This window comes from Streptomyces sp. NBC_00872, assembly GCF_045161915.1.
Lineage (GTDB): Bacteria > Actinomycetota > Actinomycetes > Streptomycetales > Streptomycetaceae > Streptomyces.
The window spans coordinates 6449794-6469378 of sequence record NZ_CP108806.1 but is presented as its reverse complement, the minus strand read 5'-3'; the positions used below and the strand labels follow the sequence as shown (position 1 = coordinate 6469378).

Annotated in this window: 15 protein-coding genes; 8 read left to right on the top strand and 7 right to left on the bottom strand. The window is 71.2% G+C overall.

The annotated features are described in order from the left end of the window. Positions 1 to 100: 100 nt before the first annotated feature. Complete coding sequence (locus OG214_RS27670) at positions 101 to 1417, top strand: hypothetical protein (protein WP_405986271.1); 1317 nt, start codon at positions 101 to 103, stop codon at positions 1415 to 1417. A gap of 54 nt (positions 1418 to 1471) precedes the next feature. Here the strand turns inward: OG214_RS27670 and OG214_RS27665 are convergent, their stop codons facing one another. Next, on the bottom strand, positions 1472 to 2908 hold the full coding sequence (locus tag OG214_RS27665; protein ID WP_405986270.1) for a Bcr/CflA family multidrug efflux MFS transporter: 1437 nt from the start codon (positions 2906 to 2908) through the stop codon (positions 1472 to 1474). A gap of 148 nt (positions 2909 to 3056) precedes the next feature. Here OG214_RS27665 and OG214_RS27660 point away from each other — a divergent pair, with 148 nt between their 5' ends. Beyond that, positions 3057 to 4016: a Gfo/Idh/MocA family protein gene (locus OG214_RS27660; protein WP_405987635.1), complete on the top strand. Its 960-nt coding sequence runs from the start codon at positions 3057 to 3059 to the stop codon at positions 4014 to 4016. 423 nt (positions 4017 to 4439) lie between these two features. Here OG214_RS27660 and OG214_RS27655 read toward each other — a convergent pair whose 3' ends face one another. Then, on the bottom strand, positions 4440 to 6185 hold the full coding sequence (locus OG214_RS27655) for an alkaline phosphatase D family protein (RefSeq protein WP_405986269.1): 1746 nt from the start codon (positions 6183 to 6185) through the stop codon (positions 4440 to 4442). 144 nt (positions 6186 to 6329) lie between these two features. Between OG214_RS27655 and OG214_RS27650 the strand changes: the two genes are divergently transcribed. From OG214_RS27650 to OG214_RS27640, 3 genes are all read left to right on the top strand, one after another. Continuing rightward, entirely contained in the window at positions 6330 to 7160 is an 831-nt protein-coding gene (locus OG214_RS27650; protein ID WP_405986268.1) for an SDR family oxidoreductase, read from the top strand. Positions 7161 to 7336: 176 nt separating this feature from the next. Next, the gene (locus tag OG214_RS27645) at positions 7337 to 8185 is read left to right on the top strand and encodes a helix-turn-helix transcriptional regulator (protein WP_363080840.1); all 849 of its coding nucleotides are present in this window, start codon (positions 7337 to 7339) and stop codon (positions 8183 to 8185) included. After that, the gene (locus OG214_RS27640; protein WP_405986267.1) at positions 8145 to 8357 is read left to right on the top strand and encodes a DUF397 domain-containing protein; all 213 of its coding nucleotides are present in this window, start codon (positions 8145 to 8147) and stop codon (positions 8355 to 8357) included. The genes OG214_RS27645 and OG214_RS27640 overlap by 41 nt, the downstream gene beginning before the upstream one ends. Positions 8358 to 8442: 85 nt before the next feature. Here OG214_RS27640 and OG214_RS27635 read toward each other — a convergent pair whose 3' ends face one another. The 3 genes from OG214_RS27635 to OG214_RS27625 all read right to left on the bottom strand — a co-directional run bounded on the left by OG214_RS27635 (position 8443) and on the right by OG214_RS27625 (position 10900). Then, positions 8443 to 9438 carry an aldo/keto reductase gene (locus tag OG214_RS27635; RefSeq protein ID WP_405986266.1) on the bottom strand — a complete coding sequence of 332 codons (996 nt, stop codon included), beginning with the start codon at positions 9436 to 9438 and terminating at the stop codon, positions 8443 to 8445. A gap of 121 nt (positions 9439 to 9559) precedes the next feature. Further along, positions 9560 to 10006, bottom strand: coding sequence for an SRPBCC family protein (locus OG214_RS27630; protein WP_405986265.1), 447 nt, complete (start codon positions 10004 to 10006; stop codon positions 9560 to 9562). 135 nt (positions 10007 to 10141) lie between these two features. Next, positions 10142 to 10900, bottom strand: coding sequence for a DeoR/GlpR family DNA-binding transcription regulator (locus tag OG214_RS27625; RefSeq protein WP_363086141.1), 759 nt, complete (start codon positions 10898 to 10900; stop codon positions 10142 to 10144). A 121-nt stretch (positions 10901 to 11021) separates the two neighbouring features. Here OG214_RS27625 and OG214_RS27620 point away from each other — a divergent pair, with 121 nt between their 5' ends. Next, positions 11022 to 12374, top strand: coding sequence for an MFS transporter (locus tag OG214_RS27620; protein WP_405986264.1), 1353 nt, complete (start codon positions 11022 to 11024; stop codon positions 12372 to 12374). Between the two features lie 96 nt (positions 12375 to 12470). On the opposite strand, the gene OG214_RS27615 is transcribed toward OG214_RS27620, so the two are convergent. Both OG214_RS27615 and OG214_RS27610 read right to left on the bottom strand, forming a co-directional pair. Further along, the gene (locus tag OG214_RS27615; protein ID WP_405986263.1) at positions 12471 to 12803 is read right to left on the bottom strand and encodes a hypothetical protein; all 333 of its coding nucleotides are present in this window, start codon (positions 12801 to 12803) and stop codon (positions 12471 to 12473) included. A gap of 8 nt (positions 12804 to 12811) precedes the next feature. Further along, positions 12812 to 16477: an ALF repeat-containing protein gene (locus OG214_RS27610; protein ID WP_405986262.1), complete on the bottom strand. Its 3666-nt coding sequence runs from the start codon at positions 16475 to 16477 to the stop codon at positions 12812 to 12814. Positions 16478 to 16825: 348 nt separating this feature from the next. On the opposite strand from OG214_RS27610, the gene OG214_RS27605 reads away from it, so the two are divergent. Next, positions 16826 to 17356: a hypothetical protein gene (locus OG214_RS27605; RefSeq protein WP_363085085.1), complete on the top strand. Its 531-nt coding sequence runs from the start codon at positions 16826 to 16828 to the stop codon at positions 17354 to 17356. 37 nt (positions 17357 to 17393) lie between these two features. Further along, positions 17394 to 19562: a S1 family peptidase gene (locus tag OG214_RS27600; RefSeq protein WP_405986261.1), complete on the top strand. Its 2169-nt coding sequence runs from the start codon at positions 17394 to 17396 to the stop codon at positions 19560 to 19562. The last annotated feature ends 23 nt before the right edge of the window (positions 19563 to 19585 follow it).

The window sequence follows — 19585 nt, the reverse complement described above, 5'->3', positions numbered from 1 at the left end:
GTCAGGCCCATGACCGCAATGGGGAAGCGAACTGCGAGCCGCCGTGTGTCTGTTGCTACGCTGACGCCCGTTGTCCGGCAGCCGCTCGCACGGGGGGACCATGAGACAGAGGGTCGTACGTCTGGCCCTGGTGTCCGGGGTGATCGTGCTGGCGCTGCTGCTCCTGCTCGCCACCTGCGGCGGCAAGCAGAACGCGAAGGACGACGGACGGCCCGCGAAGCCTCCGAAGAGCACCTCCTTCGCGGCGCACCGGCTCACCGTTCCCGCGGAGTACGACACCGCGCGCGGCTGGGAGATCAACGACGCCTCGCCCGATTACGCGGTCGCCGAGGCCACGAGCCGTATCGCCTATCTGGAACGGGTCGGCGACGCCCGGTTCCGGATCCGTACGCTCGATCCCTCGACCGGCAAGCGCGGCTGGGACGGTGCGCCCTGGCGGCCGCTCTTCGCGCCGGACCGCTTCCCGCGGCTGCTCTCCGTCGCCAAGGACGATGTGGAGTACTTCGTCACCTGGTCCTACGGGAAGATCGATCCGGACGCGCTGCGCCCGTCGGACTCCATCGTCTCCCTGGACGTGTACAGCGCGGACGACGGCTCCCGGGTGCGGGTCGAGGTCCCATGGGTGGACGAGCCGACCGTGAACGCCGCCGGGCCCGGCATTCTGATCAGCGACGGCAAGGCGGTGAGCGCGGTCGTCGACCCGGCGACCGGGGACGTGGTCAAGGTCCCGCCGGGGTCGCTCGGTTACCCCAAGGGCTGCCCGGAGTGCCGCAAGCTGACCGAGGTCCGTGCCGTCACCGACAGAGGGCTGCTGGTGAGCGGCGCCAAGGAATTCTGGGTGCGCGGCGGCTGGTTCAGCCGGAAGGTCGCGCCGAAGGACACCGACCCCGCCTCCGGGGTGCCGGCCTCCGTGGCGCGCGACTACATCCTCGCCAAGTGGCGCAAGAAGAAGGGCGCCAAGGACGCCGCGACGCACGATGTCTGGGCGGTGCACGAGGCGGCGACCGGCAAGGCCGTGGCCCAGGTGCGGTGCCGCAGACCGGCCATCGCGCCGGTCGAGGACCCTCAGCTCGTCTCCTCCCCGGACGGCCGCTTCCTGATCGCCGGGAGGCTCGCCTTCGATCTGGAGGAGAAGACCGCGTACTGCTTCGAGGAGCCGGACGGCACCCAGCCGCTGACCCTGACGACCGTGGGGGACGACGGCACGGCGTACGGCGCGTCGAGCGCCCGCAACACGACGGACGCCCTCGCGGGCGGCGGCACCCCCGTCCTCGTGGATCTCACCACCGCGACCCCGGAGGACCTGTCGCCCAATGTGCGGCTGCCCAGCGGGGAGACGGCCGGGGCCGGTCTCTTCCGCTGGACGGACGGCAAGGACACCCCGCATCTGATCGGGTACCCGCACCGCGACGGCTGAGCCGGCGTCCCGCCGCACCGCACCGCGCCGCGCCGTGCTTGTGCGGTCAGACGCTCAGACGCCGGCCGGACGCTCGATGGGCGGCCGGTGCTTCCAGGGCCGTACGAGACCCACGAAGCAGCCCAGCGCGCCGACCGAGCACACGAGCTGGACGAGGGCCATCGGCACCGCGGTCTCCTCGCCCGCGATACCGACGAGCGGCGAGGCGACGGCGCCGATCAGGAACGACGACGTACCGATCAGGGCCGAGGCGGAACCCGCGGCGTGCGGGGTGCGCATCAGCGCCGACGCGTTGGTGTTGGGCATCGCCAGCCCCATCGCGGACATCAGCACGAACAGCCCCGCCGCGACCGGGAAGAGACCCACGTCCCCGAACACCCCGGATGTCATCAGCAGCAGCGCCAGCGCGGCGAATGTGATGACCACCAGCCCGAAGCCCAGCACCCGGTCCATGCTGACCCGTCCGACCAGCACCTTGCCGTTGATCTGGCCGACGGCGATCAGACCGATGGAGTTGACGCCGAAGAGCAGGCTGAAGGTCTGCGGCGAGGCGCCGTAGATCTCCTGCACCACGAACGGCGAGGCCGCGACATAGGCGAACAGCGCGGCGAAGGCGAGACCGCCCGCCAGCATGTAGCCGGTGAAGACCCGGTCGGCGAGCAGTCCGCGCATCGTGTGGAGCGCCGCGCCGACACCACCGCTGTGCCGCCGCTCCGGCGGCAGCGTCTCGTGCAGCCACTTCCACACGACGAGGGTGAGGACGATGCCGACCACCGTCAGGACGACGAAGATGCCGCGCCAGTCCGTGAGCCGCAGCACCTGTCCGCCGATCACGGGCGCGATGACCGGCGCGACCCCGGAGATCAGCATCAGGGTGGAGAAGAAGCGGGCCATCTCCTCGCCGTCGTACAGATCACGGACCACCGCGCGGGCGATCACGATGCCCGCCGCGCCCGCGAGACCTTGCAGCAGACGGAAGCCGATGAGGAGTTCGGTGGTCGGTGCCAGGGCGCAGATCGCGGTGGCGAGGACATAGACGACCATGCCGAGCAGCAGGGGCCTGCGCCGCCCCCATTTGTCGCTCATGGGTCCCACGACGATCTGGCCGAGCGCCATGCCCGCCAGACAGGCGGTGAGGGTGATCTGGACGGTCGCGGCGGGTGAGCCGAGCGAGCGGGTGACCTCCGGCAGGGCCGGGAGATACATGTCCATGGAGAGCGGGGGCAGCGCGGTGAGCCCTCCGAGCACCAGGGTGACGAGCAGCCCGGCCCGGCGCGCGGCGGCGACGGGAGCGAGTTCGGCGGCGGGTGCGGGTGCGGGTACAGGCGCGGGTGTGAGTGTGGGCACGGGTGTGGGCGCGGGTGTGGGCGCGGGAACAATCACCCGTTCCTGTGACGGAACGGTCCGCTGTTCCGGAATCGGTGCCGAGCGACGCTGCTCGGGCGGTATGTGGCCGTTACGTCCTTCGGTGGTCTGACCGCCGTCCGGCATCGTCTCTCCATGTCGTTGAATCCTTACCTATGCTCTCAGCTCATCCGGAACGGTCGAGACCTTTTTTGGGGCAGCTATGACAACGGGACAGACATCACAGGCATCGCAGGCATCACAGACGTCACGGAGAAACACCGTGCGCTGGGGTGTGCTGGCGACGGGCGGGATCGCCGCGCGATTCACCGAGGAGGTACAGCGACTGGCCGGCGCCGAGGTCGTCGCGGTGGCCTCGCGCAGTGACGCGTCCGCGAAGGAGTTCGCGAGCCGGTTCGGCATCCCGCGCGCGTACGGGGAGTGGTCCGCGCTCGTCGCCGACCCGGAGGTGGACGTCGTCTATGTGGCGACTCCGCACTCCGCGCACCGCACCGCGGCGGGACTCGCCCTCGCGGCCGGAAAGCCCGTGCTGTGCGAGAAGCCGTTCACGCTCAACGTCCGGGAGGCGACGGAGCTGGTCTCCCTGGCCCGGGAGCGGGGCGTCTTCCTCATGGAGGCGATGTGGACGTACTGCAACCCCGTGATCCGGCGGATGGTGGAGCTGGTACGGGACGGGGCGATCGGTGACATCCGGACCGTCCAGGCCGACTTCGGCTTCCCCGGCCCCACCGACCCCGGCCACCGGCTGCGCGACCCGGCCCTCGGCGGCGGCGCCCTGCTCGACCTCGGGGTCTATCCGGTCTCCTTCGCACAGCTCCTGCTGGGCGAGCCCGACCGCGTCCAGGCCGACGCGCTGCTCTCGCCCGAGGGCGTCGATCTCAACACCGGGATGCTGCTGGGCTGGGAGTCGGGGGCGACGGCGCTGCTGACCTGCTCGCTGACGGCGGGCACTCCGGTGACGGCGACCGTGAGCGGCACGGCGGGCCGTATCGAGCTGCCGTCCGGCTTCTTCCACGCGGACCGGTTCGTCCTGCACAGGAACGGCGCCGAGCCCGAGGAGTTCACCGCGGACGGCGGGCTGTACGGGCTCCAGTACGAGGCGGCCGAGGTGATGCGCTGTCTGCGCGCGGGTGAGACGGAGTCCCCGCTGGTGCCGCTGGACGGAACTCTCGCGGTGATGCGGACGCTCGACGCGGTACGCGACCGCATCGGCGTCCGCTTCCCCACGGACTGACACCCCCACGGACGAGCGTCTCCCCACGGACTGACGCCTCCTCGTCCCCCGGACGACCACATTTCGTCAGGGCCACCGGCCCGCTGCGGCCACCCGAAGGCAGTTGTCTCGCCAATGGGTCAAGATCCACAGCGGCCGGATGGCAGGGCCGCGCGGGTTGCCGGAACCTGACGCCGGTGGCCGCGGCCTGGCCGGGTGGCCGCGGGCGGCCATATCGCACCGCGTTGCGGGCAGCGGCGCCCGGCACACCCGGTCCGGAGCCGCCCGTCCACCGGGCCGCCCGCCGGCGGGAGCCGGTCCGGCACGCCGCCGCCACCCGTGCCAGGCCCCGAACCTGATCCCGAGCCCAGGCCCCGGGCCAGGTCCCTAGCTCACGTCCCGAACCCAGGTCCCGGGCCTGGTCACCCCGCGCGCATCGGCCCGTCAGGCGGGCTTGAGACCCGGTTTGCCCGCCTCGGTCACGAACGACGCCGCCGTGGTGATCGGAGCGCCGGGCGTCGTCACCGCGTTCACCGTTCTGAAGTCCGCCCGCGCCCGCTTGGCGCCCAGCGTCACGGTCACATAGCCGCGCCGCCCGTTGTAGAACTTCATATGGGGGTTGGCCTCCATGAACGTGGCCCAGTTGGAGGGACGTTCCGAGCCGTCCCGGCCGCTGGAGACGGACGTCGCCACGATCTCCGTGCCCAGAGTGCGCGAATCCGGGTTGTCCCAGTCCTTCTTGATGTCGTACGCGTAGGCCGTGTGCACATCACCGGTGAGCACCATGAGGTTCTTGACCCCGGCCGCCTCCACCCCCTTCAGCAGCCGCTGCCGCGACGCCGGATAGCCGTCCCACGAATCCATCGACAGCTTGAAGTCCGGGGTCGTCAGATTGCGGCGCTGCGAGAAGGTCACCTGCTGCGGTACGACGTTCCAGGTGGCCGCCGACTTCTTCCAGCCGTCCAGCAGCCAGCGCTCCTGGGCCTCGCCGGTCAGCGTGCGCGACGGGTCCTCGGACTCGGGGCCCGGCGTCTGCCAGCCGTCGCCGTACGCCTGGTCCGAGCGGTACTGCCGGGTGTCCAGGATGTCGAACTGGGCGAGCCGCCCGAACTCCAGCCTGCGGTAGAGCCTCATGTCGGAGCCCTGGGGCCGCTGCGGGACGCGCAGCGGCTGGTTCTCCCAGTACGCGCGGTACGCGGAGGCCCTGCGCAGCAGGAACTCCTCCGGCGGGACATCGTTCTCGGGTGTGTCCCCCGCGTAGTTGTTCTCGGTCTCGTGGTCGTCCCAGGTGACGACGAACGGATGCGCGGCGTGCGCGGCCCGCAGATCCGGGTCGGACTTGTAGAGGCCGTACCGCAGCCGGTAGTCCTCCAGCGTCGTCGTCTCCCGGTTGAAGTGGGCGGGGAGCTGGATGTCGGGGTAATTGCGGGCACCGCCGACCGCGCTCACGGCGTACTCGTACAGATAGTCGCCGAGATGGAAGACCACATCGAGGTCCTCCTGCGCGAGATGCCTGTAGGCGGTGAAGTAGCCGTCGTGGTACGCCTGGCAGGAGACCGCGGCGAACTTCAGCTCGCCGATACGGGCGCCGCGCGCGGGTGCGGTACGGGTGCGGCCCACCGGGCTGACCCACTCGCCCACGCGGAAGCGGAAGTAGTACACCCGGTCCGGGCCCAGGCCCGGCACGTCGACATGCACGCTGTGGTGGAACTCGGGATGCGCGTCGGCCGATCCGCGCTTGACGATCCGCGTGAAGCGCGCGTCGTGCGCCAGCTCCCAGCGTACGGAGACCCGGTTGGGCGGCAGTCCGCTGTCCGGCTCGTACGGGCTGGGCGCGAGCCGGGTCCAGAGCAGGACGCCGTCGGGACGCGGGTCACCGGAGGCGACACCGAGGGTGAACGGGTCCTCGGTGATCTTCCTGGCGTCCAGCTGCGCGGCGCCCGCGACGCCCGCGGTCGGCAGGTTGACGGCGAAGGCGAGCGCGGCGGCGGCAGCGGTGCCGGTGAGGAACCGGCGACGGCCGAGATGCGCGGCCGCCGCTCTCAATTCGGCCGCGTGGGCGCCCGTTCCCGTTGGCGTTGGCGTTCCCGTCGGCGTTCGCGTCCCCTGCGCCGGTACGCCCTGTACGGGCAGGCCCCGCGCCGGTACGCGCGGTCCCGTTCCCAGTGTCCGGCGGTGAAAAGGTGTCATGTGCCCCTCCCCTGACGGCTGCTGTCACCTGGAATTCCATGCGGAGGCGAAGGCGCCCTGTTGTCGGGTACACAACATGCACATGGCGGAGTGATGAGATCCGCGTGCCTCCGCCAAGTTGTACCTCACGTACGCTGCGTGGCCATGGACGCCATGCGGAAGACCAACACCGCCCACACCGACCGGGGAACGGCCGTGGTGACAGGCGCCGGTTCGGGTATCGGCAGAGCGGTCGCCGTGGCCCTGCACACCGCGGGCTGGTCAGTGGCCCTGGCCGGACGGCGCGTCGAGACGCTGGAGGAGACGGCGGCGGCGATGAACAGGGCGACGGACGGCGGCGAAGCGCCGACCGAGGTACGGAGAAACACACCGAACGGTGTACTGACCGTACGTACGGACGTGTCCCAACCGGCCGACGTGGAAGCCCTGTTCGCCGCCGTGAGCGAGCGGTACGGACGGCTCGATCTGCTCTTCAACAACGCGGGCACGTTCGGGCCCGGAGGTATCGCGCTGGAGGATCTCCCCCTGTCCGCCTGGCAGAAGGTGGTGGACACGAACCTCACCGGCGCGTTCCTCTGTGCCCAGGCGGCGTTCCGGCTGATGAAGGCGCAGGACCCGCGGGGCGGCCGGATCATCAACAACGGCTCGGTCTCCGCGCACGCGCCCCGGCCCGACTCGGTGGCGTACACCGCCACGAAGCACGGCATGACCGGCCTCACCAAGTCCCTCTCCCTGGACGGCCGTCGGCACCGCATCGCCTGCGGCCAGATCGACATCGGCAACGCGGCGACCGATATGACGGAGCGGATGCGCCGGGGCGTGAAGCAGGCGAACGGCGAAGTGGCGGTGGAGCCGGTGATGGATGTGGCCGATGTGGCCAGGACGGTGCTGCACATGGCGGAACTGCCGCTGGAGGCGAACGTCCAGTTCGTGACCGTGATGGCGACGACGATGCCGCTCGTGGGCCGGGGCTGAGGGGCGACCGCGCACCGAGGGCGGGCTCAACCTACAGGCCGGAGCGGGCACTTACCGCCCTGAGACGCCAACGTCCGGTAACGTTGCACGGTTTGCCGGGATTCGAGGCCAGGAGCACAATCGAGCCACTACCGTGGGCTACCAATCGAGAACCCTTCGTGTCGTTGGAGGCTCCTTTGAAGAACACGCGCGAACTGGACCCGAGCGCTTCCCCTCTCGACTACTACGGCAGTGAGCTGCGGCGACTGCGTGAAGCGGCCGGCCTCACCCAGAGACAGCTCGGCGACATCATCTTCTGTACGGGCTCGCTGATCGGCCAGGTCGAGACCACGCACAAGCTGCCGACGAGGCAGTTCTCGGAGTCGGTCGACGCGGCGCTGGGTACGGGAGGCACCTTCACACGGCTGCTGCCACTGGTGCTGAAGAGCCAACTGCCGCCGTGGTTCCAGCCGTACGCGGACATGGAGGCGAAGGCGACGCACATCAGCACGTTCCAGACGCAGCTTGTGGACGGCCTGCTGCAGACGGAGGAGTACGCGCGGGCGGTGCTCGGCGCGGTGACCAAGGACAACTTCGAGGAGCTGGTCGCGGCGCGGATGAACCGCAAGCTGGTTCTCAACCGCCCGCGTCCGCCGCTCCTCTGGGTCGTACTGGACGAAGCGGTGCTGTCCCGGCCGATCGGCGGCCGCGAGGTCATGCGGGGCCAGCTCGCCCACCTCCTGTCCTTCAGGAACGCGAAGTGGGTCCAGATCCAGATCCTGCCCTACTCGGCCGGAGAACACTCGGGCCTGATGGGCTCCTTCGTCCTTCTCCGCTCCGAGGACGCCCCGGACATCGCCTACAGCGAGGACTACGAGACAGCGCACGCGACGGTCGATCCTCAAGCTGTCCGGAAACGTGCGCTTCGTTACCATCAGCTTCAGGCCGCCGCGCTCTCCATCAGGGACTCGGCGGCACTGATTGCCCGCGTGTTGAAGGAGCACCATGGGGGGAAAGCCGCATCTGACGGGGGCACAGTGGCGTAAGTCGAGTTACAGCGGCGACACCGGTGGACAGTGCGTGGAGGTCGCGGCCCGCACCGCCGCCGTGACCGTACGCGACTCGAAGAATCCCGAAGGTCCGGTCCTCACCGTCGCCTCGCACGCCTTCACGACCTTCACCGCCTACATCGGCACCACCCCCGCCCCGGCGAACTGACCGAGGCGCACAACGGGCCACGACCACGCTCGTGGCCCGCGCGTCACACGCGGGCCGTCCGAGCCCCCACCTTCTTCAGGTGCTCCTACCCGGCCGTCAGCGCCGTCCGGATCTCCGCCAGCTGATCCTCCCGCAACGGCCCGTAGGCACGCGCTCCCGCGTTCTCCTCCGCCTGCGCCACCGAGCGGAACCCCGGGATAGGCACCGTGTGCGGGCTGCGCGCCCACAGCCAGGCCAGCGCGCCCTGGGCGAGGGTACGGCCGTCGCTGGTGAGGACCGACCGTACGGCCTCCACCCGCGCCGCCCACTCGGGCGCCGGGACTCCGCCCTCGCCGAACCACCGCAGCCACGCGGGCGGTACGGCCCGGATGTCACCGCTCGCGCCCCGGCTTTTGGCCGCGTGCTTCCCGGTGAGCAGTCCCATCGCGAGCGGACCGCGGTTGACACTGGCGAGGTCGCGTTCCGCGCAGAGCGCGAGCATCTCCGGTGCGTCCTCCAGCACATTGCAGGCGTGCTGCACGGCCGCGCAGTGCTCCCCCTCGGCGAACAGCGCCGCCCGCTCGGGGTCGTCGGTGGACCAGGCGTACGCGCGGATCAGGCCTTCCCGTACGAACTCCTCGCAGGCGTCCCGGAGTTCGGCGGCCAGGGCGAGGGGCGCGTCGGAGAGGTGGAGCTGGTAGAGATCGATGCGGTCCGTACCGAGACGGTCCAGCGACGCGGTCAGCGCGCGCCGGGCGTACTCGGGCGTCGCGTCCGTGCCGGTCAGGGTGCGGGTCGCCGCGTCGAAGGTGTTGCCCCACTTGGTCGCGATGACGACCTCGTCCCGCCGCCCGCGCACCGCCCGGCCGAGTACGCGTTCGCTGTGGCCCGTGCCGTAGACATCGGCGGTGTCGAAGAAGGTGATGCCGAGATCGAGCGCCCGGTGGAGCGCGGCGGCGGACTCCTCGTCGTCGACCTTGCCCCAGCCGAGCGGACGGGCGTCGCGGTCCTGCCACTCACCGCCGATGGCCCAGCAGCCGAATCCGAGTGCGCCGACGGTGATACCGCTCCGTCCCAGCGTCCTGCTCTCAAGAGTGCTCATACGAGGAACGCTAGGAGTTCGAGCGCACACGAAGACAAGCGGGGGGAGGCGTACACGCGATCGTCACGCCGGGGCCCCGGGCGGTGGACACCGCCCGGGGCCCGTGGTGCGAGGACTCCGCTCAGGCCGCCTCGGCGGCCTTCTTGATCCGCTCGCCGAAGGCCGGCGCGTCCTTGCGGGAGGCGCTCAGGGCGATACCGACGAGCAGTTTGCCGATGCCGTGCCCCTCAAGGATGTTGTAGATCCGCACCCGGGTCCTGCCGTCGCCGACGCTCTCCAGGTCGTAACCGCCCTCGGCCGAGGTGACGGAATTCTTGGACGTCTCGGTCCAGCGGATCTTGTGCGGCGCTTCGAGCTCGGTGATCCGGATCTCCCGCTTGGTCGTCATGCCCGCGTCCTTGACCGTACTGCGGAAGACGGTACCGACCGCCGTGGGCCCCTCCGGGACCTTCTCGATCGCCTGCACCCTGGGGCTGAACTGCGGGTCGTTCGTACCGGCGGCGAGGAAGGCGAATACCTCCTCGACGGGCCTGTCGATCTCTGTGGTCGCCTCGAACTGTCCAGCCATGGTCGCTCCTCGATCGGTCAACCTGCGGCGGATACGTGAACACCTACCCGCCGGGTATGACGACCGCCCGGTCCGGGCCGGCCGCCACGCACCCATTGTCGTGGGTCGGCCCCTTCCCCCACCACCCGAGGAGGATCACACCTTGCGTACGGTCACACCCGCCGCGGCCATCGCGCGCGTCTCCTCCTCCGGAGCCGCCTCGTCGGTCACGACGGCGTGGAGCGCCGAGACCGGTGAGACGAAGGCGAGCGCGGTACGGGAGAACTTCGCGGCGTCCGCCACGGCGATGACCCGTCGCGCCGAGGCGATCGCGGCGCGCTTGACGGCCGCGTCGGACAGGTCGTACGCGGTCAGACCGTCCTTGGCGGTCAGTCCGCAGCAGCCGATGACGGCGGTGTCGAACCGCAGCGCGGCGAGCGAGGCCTCGGTCAGCGGGCCGGTCAGGGCGAGTTCACCCGTACGCGGTTCGCCGCCGGGCAGCAGCAGCTTCAGGCGCGGGGCGCCGGTGAGCGCGTTGGCGGCGTGGAGGGAGAGCGGCATGACGGTCAGCCGGCGGTCCTCCAGCACACGGGCCACCTCCAGACAGGTGGTGCCGCTGTCGATGACGACCGACTCGCCGTCGGTGATCAGTTCCGCGACGGCGGCGGCGATGCGCCGCTTGGCCTCCGTGCCCTCCTGGGCCCGGAGGGCGAAGGGGGGCTCCTCGCCCCGGAGCAGCAGGCTTCTGGCCCCGCCGCGGTAGCGCTCCAGAACGCCCTGGTCGCTGAGCACCTCCAGATCACGGCGGACCGTCATCTCCGAGGCGCCGGTCAGCTCCGCGAGCTCGGCCACGCTCAGCTGTCCGCTCTCGCGCACGGCGTCGGTGATCCGCCGCAGCCGGTCAGTGCTTGCCATGTCCGTCATTCAACACACTTCGCCGAACATAAGCAATGTTCGATAGACGCGCTTTCGAACATCAAGCTTGTTTGTTATGTTCGCCGACATGGAGAAACCCGGTGATACGGAGAGACCCGGTATGGAAAGATCGCTGCGCGCCGCCCGGCTGGCCACCTTCGGCTTCTTCACCCTCAACGGCTTCGTGCTGGGCGTGTGGGTCGTCCATATCCCCGTCGTGGAGCACCGGGCGGGGATCGGTCACGCCGTGCTCGGCTGGCTCCTGCTGCTGCTCGGCGGCGGTGCCTTCGCGGGGATGCAGTTCGCCGGGCCGCTCACCGACCGGTTCGGCGCGCGCAAGGTGGTCCCGGTGAGTGCCGTGCTGTGCAGCGCGGCGGTGGTGCTGCCGGGGCTGGCGGTCAACGCCTGGACCCTGGGCGCGGCTCTGCTGCTGCTCGGTTTCGGCAACGGCTGTCTGGACGTCAGCATGAACACGCACGCCGTCCAGGTCGAGCGCGGCTACCGGCGGCCGGTGATGTCCGCCTTCCATGCCTTCTTCTCGGTGGGCGGGGTGCTCGCGGCGCTGGCCGGCGCGCGGACGCTGAGCTGGGGGTGGAGCGCGGCCACGACCCTGGGGGTGGTGAGCGTGTCGGGTGTCGTCGTCACGGCACTCGCGGCACCGGCGCTGCTGCGACCGGAACCGGCGGATGCCGGGGAGGCGGTGGCCGGACGGAGGGCGGCTGACGGGCGGGACGCGGCGGGCGGCCGGGACGCGGCGGCCGGGCAGGAGGCGGTGGCCGGACCGGAGGCGGCTGCTGACACTGCGCGGGGCCGGACCACCGTACGCGGAACACCCCCGCGCATCTGGGCCCTGGCCGCACTCGCGCTGATGCTGATGCTCTGCGAAGGGGTCGCCAACGACTGGAGCGTGCTGGCGATGCGGGACGTCCTCGACGCGCCCGCCGCCACCGCCGCCTTCGCGTACGGCGCCTTCTCCACGGCCATGACCGTGGGACGTCTGCTCACGGACCGGGTGGTGGCCCGCTTCGGCCCGGTGGCCGTCGTACGGTACGGCGCCGCCCTGGGCGCGGCCGGGCTGACGGCGGTCGCGCTCTCCCCGTGGATCCCCCTGGCCCTGATCGGCTGGACGGTCTTCGGCATCGGTCTCTCCGGCTGTATCCCGCAGCTCTTCAGCGCCGCGGGCCACGCCGACCAGGACGCCGCGGGAACCAATGTCTCCCGGGTCGCGGGCCTCGGCTATCTCGGTATGCTCGCCGGCCCCGCCGTCATCGGCCCGCTCACCCGCTTCATCCCGCTGAACCTCACCTTCTTCCTCCCGGTGGCCTTCTGCGTGGTCGCGGTCGGCATGTCACGGATCCTGCGACCCGTCCGCACAGGCGAGGGCGAGCGGGGACACGGCGGCGACCGCGACCGTGACCGGCCGGAGGCCGGAGCACCCGGAGCGCTGAAGCACTCGGAACACCTGCCGAGTTGACGCCGTGAGGTGCCGCACGCGGGAGGGCGCCGCCGGAATCACCGGCGGCGCCCTCCCTTCGTCCGGTTCCGTTGCCGGCGTCTTCACCGCCCTCCGCTACGCGCTGTCCCGTTCGTCCAGGAAGCCGAGCAGCAGGGAGAAGAGGCGGTCGACGGCGAGCTGTTGCTGGTCCTTGGCCAGCGCGCCCCAGTGCCGGATCCCGGCATCCGGGAACGCCTCCTCAAGGGTGAGCGACTGCCAGCCCAGGCTCGACTCCTCGCCCTTTCTCCTGAGGAGCCACTCGGTGAACCCGTCCAGCAAGCGGCCCGAGCGGCCCATGTCGAGCCCCACGAGAAAGGTGACGGTCGGGTAGTAGGTGCCGTCGAGACCGTAGAGTCCCGGCCTGTCCCGGACCTTCCCGATGAGTTCCCTGAGATCCTTGTCGTCCATCCGCCGCCTCAGAATCCGAAGTTGATTATGTCGCCGTACAACCACTCGGACTTGTACTTGGCGATGGTCTCACCGCCCTTGGGCGTGAAGGCGTCATAGACCCGGCCGTCGCGCACCACGACGTAGTGGTGGTCCCAGGTGTTGTACTGCTCGCGGTAGTCACCGAAGAAGTTGCCGGGCTTCTCGAACCGGATGATCTCACCGCCGCCGAGGCTGTCCCGGATCTGCTCGGCGCACGCCTTGCAGTCACCCGGGCCATTGGTGATCTTGGACTTGTCCCGGGGAAAGCCGGGGACATTGTGCTCGACGCAGGGAACGTCCGCGGCCAGGGCCACCACGGACCCGCCCACCGCCGTGGACCCGGACACCGCCGTGGACCTGGCGGCCGGTCCGCCGACGGCCGACGTGCCGCTGACGGCCGACTTGCTGAGGATCTTGCAGCCTCGCTTCAGCAGCTTCAGGCTGTCGAACGCCCTGTCGAGGGCTTTGAGCTTGGCGCCGATGAGCACATCGGTGGCCAGGCCCGAGCAGGAGTCGAAGTCCTTGTTGTCGAGGCAGGCTTCGAGTTCACCGAGGCCGGTGAGTTCCTTGGTGACGCCCCACAGTTCGTCCATGGCGTCGCCGAACTCGTCGCCCATGGAGAGGATGTCGCAGTAGATCTCGTTGTGCTGGCACCAGCGGGCGAAGCCCTGCGGGTCGCAGGGGATGTAGGCCTGGCCGCAGCGGTACATCTCGCGGGCGCGTGCTCCCGGGTCGTTCTCGGCTTTCTGTTTGGCCTCGACGGCGGCCTTGCGGCGTGCTTCCTCCTCCTCCCGCTGCTTGGTGACGGCGATGGTGAACGCCTCGGTGGCCGCCGCGAGCGCCGCTTCGGCGTCCTTGCCGGCGTCGAGCGCGGACTGGCGTGCCTGGTCGGCGGAGTACCACGCGCTGGACGCCGACGCCTGGGCCATCTCCGAGGACAGCGTGGCGTCCGCCGCCGACCTCGCCGCGTCGTCGGCGGCGATGTTGGCGCTGTCTGCGGCGTCGCGGGCGGTCCTGGCGGAGGCGGCGGCGCTGGCCGCGGAGGCTTCGGCGTCCCTGGCGTGCTGGAGGGCCTGGTCGGCGTATCCCTGGGCCTGGGTCGCCGAGGCGTTCGCCTTCCTCGCCCATTCGTCGGCCTCGGCGGCCGCCTTGCGGGCGGTGGCCGCGACCTTCTGGGCGGTGGCGGCGTTCTGCTGGGCGGTGGCCGCGACCTTCGCGGCGTCCGCGATGAGTTTCTGGACCTGGGCCACGTGGGTGGCGGTGAGATGGTCCTTGCGCTGTGCCGTGTACTGGCCCGAGACGATGAAGGCGTGCAGCGTCCGCGGCGAGCCCTCCAGCGCGATCCGCGCCGCCGACCGCACCTCAGGACCGGCGGAGGAGATCAGCTGGGCGGCTCTGACACGCTCGTCCTGGGTCCGGGTGGTGAACTGCGTACCGGTCAGGAACGCGCTGTACTTCTTCGGATCACCGCTGTCCAGGGCCGCCCGGCCCGCTTCGGTCAGTTCCGGTCCGGCCGCGTCCGGTCCGGTGCCGGAGAGGACCTGGGCGATGGCCACCCGCATGCCCTGGGCACCCGCCCGGTACTGGCCGTCACCGATGAACGCGGTGACCGTGGCGGCGTCACCGTCGAGCGCGGTCTCGGCCGCGCCGCGGACCTCCGCGACCTCGCTCTCCTCGGCGAGGCGCTCGACATAGGACCGGTCGTCCTGCTGCCCGGCCGTCTCCCAGCCGTTGCGCAGATAGTCGATGACGACCTCGTCCGGGCCGCCCAGCGCGGCCTCGGCGGCGCCGCGGCCCCACGCGGTGCCGTTCTTCATCGCCAGCACCGCCAGCTCGCGGCCCTGCCCGGCGATGTCCGCGAGATCGGCCCCGGGTTCGGCGGCCTCGGCCACCAGCCGCTCCCGCTCCGTGTCCCGGTCCCGTACGGCCTGTTCCAGCCCGGTCAGCCCGGCGGTGCGGGCGTTGTCGGCCTCCTTCTGGTCCCGGGCGCGCTCCATACCCGCGTTGGTACGCCCGAGAAGTTCCTCGGCCTCCACCTCGCGGGCGAGTGTGTAGACCTTCTGCGCCGTGGCCACGGCGGTACTCGCGGCGTTGGCGGCCTCGGTGGCCGCGTTGGCGTGCGCGGTGGACCGCGCCGCGGCCTGCGCCGCGTCACCGGCGTGCTCGGCCGCGTCATCGGCGGCCTGCGCCGCGTTGTTCGCGTGCGTGGCGGCCGAGCGGGCGGCGTCCCGCGCCTCACGTGCCGCCGTGGCCGCCTTGCGCGCCAGCGCCTCCGCGGCCGACGCGGCCCGGTTCGCCTCGGCGGCATGACGCCTGGTCGCCGCCGCGGCGGCACGCGCCTCCGCGGCGGCGGCGCTGGACTGACCCGCGTAGTTGCTCGCCTCGACCGCCGCGTCGGCGGCGAGGTTCGCGTTCGCACCCGCGCCCGCGGCCGAACGCGCCGCGTCACCGGCCGCGTCGGCCGCCACCGCCGCCTGATCGGCCGCGTCGGCGGCGAGTCCCGCGCCCTTGGCGGCGGTACGGGCGTTCTCGGCCGCCGTCCGCGCCGCGGCCGCGTTACCCGCGTCCACCGCCGCGTCCGCGGCGGCACTCCGCGCACGTGACGCCGCCTGCGAGGCACCCGCCGCGGCGGCGGCCGCCTGCGAGGCCGCGTTCGCCGCCACCCGCGCCGAGTTGTTCGCCGCGCGCGACGCGTCGATCGCCTGCTGCGCCGAAGCGGCGGCCTGTGACGCCGCCTTCGCGGCCCGGCCCGCGGCGCGCGCCGCCTTGTCCGTGTCGTCCTTGGCCGCCTCGGCCTCCGAAGCGGCCCTCAGCGCCGCCTCCTTGGCGAGCCGCGCCGCCTCGACCGCCTTCGCGGACTCCGCCTTGGCCGCCGCGGTCTCCTCGGCCGCCTGCCGGCCCGCCTCCTTCGCCTGCTCGGCGAGCTGCGCGACCGTGGCGTGCTCCTGGTCCTTGGCACGGGCGACGAACTGCCCGACCTCCAGGAACTCCCGGATGTCCGCGGCACCGCCGCTCAGCGCGATACGGCCGGCGGCCCGCACATTGGTACCGCCCACACTGATGACCTGGACGAGCCGCACCCGCTCGTCCTGCTCGCGCTGGACGTACTGGCCCTCCCGCAGGAACGCCCTGACGTCGTCCGACGAGCCGTTCAGCGCGGCCCGCCCGGCGTCCTGCACGTTCGGCCCGCCCGCGTCGATGACCTGGGCCGCCCGCACCCGGTCATCCTGCTCCATCGGAGCCTCCCAGCCCCAGCTCAGGAAGATCTCCAGGTCCTCCTGGGTTCCCGTGAGGGCCGTACGGGCAGCCGTCAGCAGTTCCGTACCGCCCACCGAGGCGAGCTGGGCGGCGCTCACCCGCTCGTCCTGGAAGGACAGATCGTCCACGGCCGCCAGGAACGTCTGCACATCGGCGTCACTGCCCGTCAGCGCCGCCTCGGCGGCGGCCTTGACGCCAGGACCGCCCTCCTTCCAGAAGTCGACGACCTGACCGCGGTCGGTCGCGGTCACCTCCGCGAGAGCGGCGATCCGCGCCGTTTCCCGGGGGAGTTCACCGGCCGTGGCGGGCGCGGAGCCCAGCAGACCGACGGTGAGGGCGAAGGGCAGCAGGCCCAATGCCGCCGCGCGCAGCACGCGCGACGCTTTCCCGGGCATATCCCGCCCGTTCATTCTTCGATTCACAGGACACCTGTCTCGTCATCGGCGACACATATCACCGGTCGCCAAATATCGGAGAAGTGAGCATAACGCTCACGATCTTTCGGGTGAATCGGATATCCGGCCGACGGCACTATGAGCGGAATGCGCCACTGATCGTCCGACAGTCCATGACTTGTCGTCACATACCGTCAACTGTCATGGAGTTGACGGGAGTTGAAGGGTTAAATCACATTGACGACCAGTCAACAGGGAGGTTAAGTTTCGGTTTCGCCTTTTCACTTTCATTACTCGATGGACAACGGCCCTCATATATGCAGGCGCCATGTCAGAAAGGAGTGCGGGATGGCTTTCCGCACCCGTAGCCTTTTGATTTCCGGGGTCCTCGGCGCTCTCGCCGCGGTCATCGGAATTCCACTCGCCGCCGCCGATGACTCCGCCGCCCCGCGAACGGCGGCCGGCGTTTCACAAGCGGCGGCCGACCTACCGCCGGTCGCGGTGGAGGACTACACCTACCCCGGTGCCGCCGATGTCCTGGCGACCGAGGGCATCGAACTGAAGAGGGGCGACGGACGCGTCCTGCTCGTGGAGTGCGACACCACGCCCGATCAGATCAAGGTCTACACCGTCGGGGACGCCGCGGTCGGCCGCAAGGACAACTACTGCTTCCGGGCCACCGCCAGGACCGGATACCTCACGCTCGAACTGCCGCGCGTCTTCGCCCTGGAGACCGCCGAGCACCCCATCAGCGCCGACCTGACCGCCAACGGCACCACCACCACCGTCGACGTCGCCAGGGGCGGCTTCGAGAGCGTGGGCGAGGGCACCGTCGGCGGGGCCAGATCCGTGCTCGTCGAGATCCGCGTCACCGGCTGACCCTGCCGCGCCGCCCAGCCTCAAGGAATCGAGAAACGTGACCTCTGTACGTCCCAGAACCGCCGCGACCGCCGTCCTTCTGGCCGCCGTCGCCGCCGCGGGTGCCCTCGTGGCCGCCCCGGCCCATGCCGTCTCCGGTGACGCCGCTCCCGCCGGGGGCTACGCCTTCACCGCCCGTCTGGCCATCGGCGCCGACGAGACCGCCCGCGCCTGCACCGGCTCCCTCGTCGACGCGCAGTGGATCCTCACCGCCGCGAGCTGCTTCGCCACCGACCCCGAAACCGCCACGGCCGCCGCGGGCAAACCCGCTCTCAGGACCACCGCCACGGTCTCCGGGAAGACCGGCGAGATCGTGGAGCTGGTGCCGCGCGCCGGGCGTGATGTCGTACTGGCCCGGCTCGCCAGGCCCGCCACCGGGATCACCCCGGTCGCCCTGTCGGCCACCGCCGTCACCGCGGGCGAGCAGCTGAAGGCCGCCGGGTTCGGCCGTACCAGTACCGAGTGGGTACCGGACGCGGTGCACACCGCCGCGTTCACGGTGGACACGGCCGGGGCCGACGACATCGCCGTCACCGGGGTGAACGCCGCGCTCTGCAAGGGCGACACCGGCGGTCCGCTGCTCCGCGAGACCAATGGCACGGCCCAGCTGGTCGGTGTCAACAGCCGCTCCTGGCAGGGCGGTTGCTTCGGCGAGAAGGAGACCCGCACCGGCGCGGTCGCCGCCCGTACCGACGATCTGGCCGCCTGGGTCACCGCCACCGTCACCACCGCCCGCCCCACCGACTTCAACTGTGACGGTGTCGAGGACATCGCCGTCGGCGACCCCAAGGCGACCGTCGGCGGCGACGCGAACGCCGGGCTGGTACGGATCGTCTACGGCGGGGGCAAGGGGACCTTCGAGGTCACCCAGGACCTCGGTACCGTGCCGGGCGGCTCCGAGGCCGGTGACGGGTTCGGCAGCGATCTGGCGGTGTTCGACCACAACGAGGACGGATGCGGCGACCTGGTCGTCGGTGTTCCCGCCGACGACATCGGTACCGAGGCCGACGCCGGTATGACATCGGTGCTCTACGGTGCGCGCGGCGGCCTGACCACGGGCGCCGCCCCGCTGGAGCTCGTCCAGGGCAGCGGTACGGCCTCCATGCTCGCCTCGGCGTCCGAGGCCGGGGACCGGATGGGCGACTCGCTGGCCGCCGGGCAGACCGCCGCCGGTGAGCCGTATCTGCTGATCGGCGTGCCCAACGAGGACCTCGACGGCTTCGCCAACGCGGGCATGGCCTTCTATCTGCGCGGCACCACCAATGTCTCCATCCACCAGGACAAGCCGGGTGTCTCGGGCGGCATCGAGGCGAACGACCGGTTCGGCGCCTCCGTCGCGGGCTCGCCGAACCACATCGCGATCGGTGCCCCGGGCGAGGCCATCGGCGAGCTGGCGGGCGCGGGCATGACACATGTCTTCCAGCACAGACTGAGCGCGGACGGCATCCCGACCCCCTTCCCGCACATCAGCCAGGACACCGACGGCTTCAGCGGCTCGGCCGAGGCCGACGACCGGTTCGGCGAGTCCCTGTCGATGATCGCGTACCGTCCGTCGGGCGCCGCGGCCGCGACCGACTCGATCGTGGCCGTCGGCTCGCCAGGCGAGGCCCTCCAGGTCGGCACCTCCGCCAATGACGACGCGGGCCGTGTGGTCATCGTCCGCGTCACCGCCGCGGGCGCGATCACCCAGTTCGGCGACATCCACCAGGACATCGACGGCGTGTCCGGCGACCCCGAGCCCAACGACCACTTCGGCGCCCAGGTGGCCGCCGTCAACACCGCGCCCGGCGCGGTGGGCACCGCCGCCACCCTGCGACTGGCGGTCGGCCTGCCCGGCGAGGACCTCGGTACGGCGACGGACGCGGGCGCGGTACAGACGTTCCCGCTCCTCGGCGCTCCAGGTGACGCCGACTTCTGGATCGAGGCCGGCAACACCAGCGGCCTGCCCGGCGCCCTGGGCGCGTCCCAGCTCGTCGGCAACCATCTCAACGCCACCGGCACCCACCTGTACATCGGCATGCCCAACGGACCGTCCGCCTACGGCGCCGTCCACGCCCTGCCGTGGTCGAACACGACCAGCGGCACCGGCGGAACGGCGACGACCTACCAGCCCGGCCAGAACGGCCTCCCCGCCGCGGGCAAGGCCTTCGGCACGGCGATCCGCTGACACACCCCCCGCGCCCCTGACCA